General features: G+C 37.0%; 6 protein-coding genes. 5 read left to right on the forward strand and 1 reads right to left on the reverse strand.

The genetic code is table 11. The features are described 5' to 3' along the window. From HRT72_08170 to HRT72_08190, 5 genes are all read left to right on the forward strand, one after another. Positions 1 to 476: hypothetical protein (locus HRT72_08170; GenBank protein ID NQY67684.1), on the forward strand; the 476-nt coding region annotated here is incomplete at its 5' end. A gap of 9 nt (positions 477 to 485) precedes the next feature. Beyond that, positions 486 to 1,040 (forward strand): DUF1353 domain-containing protein, encoded by a 555-nt coding sequence (locus tag HRT72_08175; protein NQY67685.1) that lies wholly within the window; start codon positions 486 to 488, stop codon positions 1,038 to 1,040. 23 nt (positions 1,041 to 1,063) lie between these two features. Then, positions 1,064 to 1,744 carry a hypothetical protein gene (locus tag HRT72_08180; GenBank protein ID NQY67686.1) on the forward strand — a complete coding sequence of 227 codons (681 nt, stop codon included), beginning with the start codon at positions 1,064 to 1,066 and terminating at the stop codon, positions 1,742 to 1,744. A gap of 89 nt (positions 1,745 to 1,833) precedes the next feature. Further along, complete coding sequence (locus tag HRT72_08185; GenBank protein NQY67687.1) at positions 1,834 to 4,029, forward strand: SAM-dependent DNA methyltransferase; 2,196 nt, start codon at positions 1,834 to 1,836, stop codon at positions 4,027 to 4,029. Next, positions 4,029 to 5,183, forward strand: a complete 1,155-nt coding sequence (locus tag HRT72_08190; GenBank protein NQY67688.1) for a restriction endonuclease subunit S — start codon at positions 4,029 to 4,031, stop codon at positions 5,181 to 5,183. The genes HRT72_08185 and HRT72_08190 overlap by 1 nt, the downstream gene beginning before the upstream one ends. Here HRT72_08190 and HRT72_08195 read toward each other — a convergent pair. Further along, positions 5,169 to 5,305: transposase (locus tag HRT72_08195; protein NQY67689.1), on the reverse strand; the 137-nt coding region annotated here is incomplete at its 5' end. The genes HRT72_08190 and HRT72_08195 overlap by 15 nt on opposite strands.

The following is a 5,305-nucleotide window of genomic DNA, read 5'->3' on the forward strand; positions in this document are numbered from 1 at the left end:
ATGAAGAAGACGGGAAAAAAGCATTGTTTACGGGAGATGGACATTGCAAGGATATCTTGGAAGGATTGAAGCAGCAGAAAAAACTAGATAGTCATGGGAGGATACATGTAAATGTGCTGAAAATACAACACCATGGGGCAGAAGCAAATATAGATCTGGAATTTTGCAAAGATGTTACCGCAGATCATTATATATTTTGTGGCAATGGCGGGCACGAAAACCCGGAAATACCTGTGGTAGATCTTGTAGTAAATTCTCGTTTAGGAAATACAGATGAGAGAAGTGGGAATGCAGAGGTTGGGAATAGGTTTAAACTGTGGTTTAGTAGTAGTGAGGCTAATAACCATATTTCAGATAATAAGAAGCATATGAAAAAACTAACGGACAGGGTAGCCCACCATGCATCTAACTCAGGAGGTAAGATGAGGTATCATTTTATGAAGCCGAATTATGCTTCGTTTGTTATTGATCTTTAAAATATAATTATGGCGCAAAGATTTAGTGGTTACCCCAAAACAGTATGGATTGGTAACCCAAAAGGACCAGGAAATAAAGATGTATACCGCGGAATGACTTTACTCGAAGCATTCAGCTATACGGACAAGCGAGGAAAAAAATGGACATCACCCGAAGGTTGTTATGTAAATGGAGCAACAATTCCTGAATTTTTATGGAGTAGAGTGGGCTCCCCGTTTACAGGGGAATACAGAAGAGCTTCGGTTATACATGATTATTATGTAGGAGAGGGCCGAAATCCTGATGTTTCTAAGGCCGACAGGATAAAAGCAGATAAGATATTTCATGAAGGTTGTTTACATGATGGATGCTCAAGGGCTTTTGCAGGGATGTTGTACATAGGAGTTCGCTTTGGTACATGGGGAGCGTCGCTTAAGAATAAGTTTAAAAACTTTAAAGGAAGAAAATTGGAAAAAAAGCTGCTTGAAGAGTATGACAATTTGGTTTCCAAACTATCCGATTCATTAGAAGTTATGGAATTCGATGAGTTGGAAAAAGAAGTTGAAAAGCATAAGCCTGTTTAGATCCTAGACTAAGTAAAGTTATTATGGCAGAATTGACCGAAGAAGAATGGAGAATAAAGGAGATTAAGAATAAAATCTTTATTAGCCGATGGAGTGTAATTGTTGGATTGCTTACACTATTCGGTTCATTATGGGGCTTTTTTAATGAGTCATACGAAAATCGAATACAGTTAAAAAGGGAATTTGCTACAACGTTACATAACGACAAAATAAAGCGGATGACGGAAATTGCTTCTGAATTTGATCGGATTTATTTGTCAACGCTTAGAGTGTTTACAGAAGTTGATGTAGACAAACTCACATTAGGTTTAGAATTGGATGCCGTTAGTGATCAATTGAGGAGTTCAGAAATTGGACATAAGCGAATCGTACACCTTGAAGAGTCATTAGACTCTTTTAGTGATTTATTACTCAATGAAGATATTGGTGTTTGGCAACTTAAAAAAGGTATTCTTCTTCAAGAAAATTGGAAGGTAATAGAGGATGCTGTGACACCTGACTTTGAAATGATATATGGTGAGGAGTTGAGTAAAGAATGGAAAGTACTTTCCACATCAGCTTGGACAGTATTAAATAACAAGTTTGCCATAACAAGTCAATCGCCAGATTTAATAAAATTTAAGTTGGCAGGAAATGTATTTCAAAAGAAACTATATGGCATGATTAAAACCACCAAAGAGGCAGGGGCGGGAATGATCATTTAGTTATCTCAATAACTATCCACCAATTACCTACCTTCACAATCCTTCAAAAAAGGAGTTAATTAGCAAACAATAGAAAAGCAAAGAGCAGAATGGATAATAAGGCGCACAACAAAGTAGTAAGTTTTATATGGGGTATTGCAGATGATGTATTGAGAGACGTTTTTGTACGAGGAAAGTACAGAGACATCATCCTGCCGTTTACCGTTATTAGAAGATTAGATGTTCTTCTTGAAACAACAAAAGAAAAGGTTTTAGAAACCAATCAGTTTCTAATTGATAATAAAATTGACGAGAAGTCTTCTCTTACCAAGGTCTCTAAATACCCATTTTACAATACGTCTGGATTTACATTGGGAAAAAACAGTGAGGAAGATGCAAAATTCAAATACGTTTCAGTTATGTCCGACCCAGATAGAATTGATTCTAATTTATTAGAATACTTAGATGGGTTTGGGCCAAATGTTCAAGAGATCATCTCTAAGTTTAAGATCCGAAATCAGTTGGAGACCATGCAAGAAGCTGGGATTACTTATGGACTCATTGAAAAACTGGTGTCGAACGAAATAAACCTTGGCCCTGATGATGTAACCAATTCTAAAGGCGAAAAACTACCTGGATTAACCAATCTAGGAATGGGCTATGTTTTTGAAGAATTGATTAGAAAGTTTAATGAGGAGAACAACGAAGAAGCCGGAGAACATTTTACCCCACGAGAGATTATTCGCTTGATGACTCATATCGTTTTCGAACCATTAAAAGGGAAATTCAAAGACCGTGCTCGTCATACCATTTATGATCCAGCTTGCGGTTCAGGGGGAATGCTAACGGAATCTGAAAAATTCGCTAAGGAAATAACGGATAATCAGGCAAAATTTATTTTACATGGACAAGAGGTAAATCCTGAAACCTACGCCATCTGTACTTCCGATATGCTTATTAAAAATGAGGATCCCAAGAACATAGCATACGGTTCTACGCTTGGTAATGATGGGTTTATCGGAGAGCGGTTTGATTTTATGCTCTCTAATCCTCCTTATGGGAAAAGTTGGAAAATTGACATGGATGCCATTCTAGACGGAAGAGAAATTATCGATCCTCGATTTAAAAAGGGAACGCCACGAAGCAGTGATGGACAACTTTTATTTTTGGCCAACATGGTATCGAAAATGAAACACAGTTCAGATCTTGGTTCTCGTATTGCTTCTGTGCACAATGGTTCTGCTTTGTTTACTGGCGATGCTGGAAGTGGTGAGAGCAATATAAGGAAATGGATTATTGAAGAGGATTGGCTGGATTGTATTATCGGTTTGCCAAAAAATATGTTTTACAATACAGGAATCTCAACCTACATTTTCATTCTGTCTAACAGAAAGCCGAAGGAGCGAAAAGGTAAGGTTCAGTTAATAGATGCTTCTGGAATCTACAAGAAAATGAGAAAGAGTCTGGGAGCAAAGTCTTACGAACTAACTAAAGAGCAGATTAGAGAGATCACAGATATCTATTTGTCTTTTGAAGAAACTGAAGTTTCTAAAAAGTTTAAGAACTCAGACTTCGGCTATAATAAAATCACGATAGATCGTCCTTTGAGGTTGTCGTGTCAGTTTACCCAAGAGAAAGTAGCCTCTTTAAGGTTTAATACCGCTTTACAAGACGAAATGGAATACATCTACGAACGATATGGCGAAGATGTGTACACAGATGTTAAACAACATAAAGAGGCGCTTTTAATGTACTGGGAAACCAACGAGATTAAAGTAACGCCACCCAATAAAAATAAATTGTTCGATGTAAATTATTGGAAGGATCAAAAGAAAGTGATGGAGGCAGCTCAACAATTGTTCGAACATTTTAGTGAGGACATCAGCAACGACTTTAACGATTACCAAATCATTTTTAATGATGCTATTAAGAAGTTAAAACTGAAGTTGGACAATGCGCAGAAGAAACAAATCATCAATGCCATTAAATGGGAAAACGAGGAAGCAGAACGGGTTATTAAAAAGAAGGAAAAGGATGGCACCATTGTTTATGAGCCAGATGCCAATTTAAGAGACAATGAGAACGTTCCGTTGCTTGAGGACATCGACGAGTATTTTAAAAGGGAAGTAATCCCTCATGTACCAGATGCCTGGATAGATTATTCTAAAACTACCACTGGTTACGAAATTTCTTTTACCAAGTATTTCTACAAATACAAACCTCTAAGAAGTTTAGAAGATATTACCGCTGACTTATTGGAAGTCGAGAAAGCAAGTGAAGGATTGTTGAAACAAATATTAAGTTAATGAACAATTTTAAAACATATCCTTCATATAAGAATTCTGGCATTGGCTGGATTGGAGAATTACCAAGTGATTGGGAAGTGAAAAAAGTGAAATACCTTTTTGATATTACCAAAAGGATTTCAGGTGAGTTAGGCCATAATGTTTTGTCAATAACTCAAAGAGGAATTAAGATAAAAGATATTGAGAGTGGTGGTGGCCAACTTTCTATGGATTATTCAAAATACCAGTTGGTTGACAAGGGAGATTTCGGAATGAATCATATGGATTTATTGACAGGGTTTGTGGATATCTCAAAGTATGATGGTGTGATGAGTCCTGATTATCGCGTCTTCAAATTGAAGGACAAAGAATGTGATGCACGGTATATGCTTTACTTATTCCAAAAAGGATATTGGGATAAATTGTTTTTCCATCTTGGTCAAGGAAGTTCGGAGTTAGGGCGATGGAGATTGCCTGCTGACGAATTTAATTTGTTTCAGTTGCCGGTTCCGATGCCAGCAGAACAAGCGGTCATCGCTAATTTCTTAGACAAGAAAACGGCTGGAATAAAAAGTTTTATTGAGTTGAAAGAAAAGGCAATTAAGCTACTCAAAGAGCGAAAAACGGCAATTATCAACGAAGCTGTAACCAAAGGCTTAGACCCAAATGTGGAAATGAAAGATTCTGGCATCGAGTGGTTGAGTGAGATTCCGAAACATTGGGAGGTAAAGAAACTGAAGTACTTGAGCAAGATAAAAACAGGAGAAAAAGATTCAATAGACAAGGAGCCAGACGGGGCGTTTCCTTTCTTTGTACGTTCAGACACAATTGAAAATATTTCTACTTTCTCATTTGATGGGGAGGCTGTATTGACAGCAGGAGATGGTGCAGGGGTGGCTAAAGTTTTTCACTACATCGATGGTAAGTTTGATTATCACCAAAGAGTATATAAGATTAGCAACTTTAGGACAATATTGGGGAAGTTCTTTTATTATTACTTAAAGGTCAACCTCTCGAAAGAAGTAATGAGAATTTCGGTAAAAACAACTGTGGACTCATTACGATTGCCAATGTTTTTGAATTTGCCAATTTGCTACCCAAGTAGTGATAATCAAAAAGAAATTGTTGAATCACTGGAGCAGAACTTAAATAAAATGGCTCTATGTCAAATATAGTGGGTAGTCAAATTTGAGTTTTCCACAAGTAAAGTAAATCATGTTTATAAAGTTGGAGATATTTTGATACCCTCTCGCCCTCTTTTTAGCGAGCTGTATTTTTGAATTTAACCCCTCCAATA

The sequence above is a fragment of the Flavobacteriales bacterium genome, assembly GCA_013214975.1.
GTDB lineage: Bacteria > Bacteroidota > Bacteroidia > DT-38 > DT-38 > DT-38.

Excerpts from the sequence above, each read along its gene's own strand:
- HRT72_08190 (NQY67688.1), top strand. The coding sequence starts at position 4,029 with ATGAACAATTTTAAAACATATCCTTCATATAAGAATTCTGGCATTGGC.
- HRT72_08180 (NQY67686.1), top strand. The coding sequence starts at position 1,064 with ATGGCAGAATTGACCGAAGAAGAATGGAGAATAAAGGAGATTAAGAAT.
- HRT72_08175 (NQY67685.1), top strand. The coding sequence starts at position 486 with ATGGCGCAAAGATTTAGTGGTTACCCCAAAACAGTATGGATTGGTAAC.
- HRT72_08185 (NQY67687.1), top strand. The coding sequence starts at position 1,834 with ATGGATAATAAGGCGCACAACAAAGTAGTAAGTTTTATATGGGGTATT.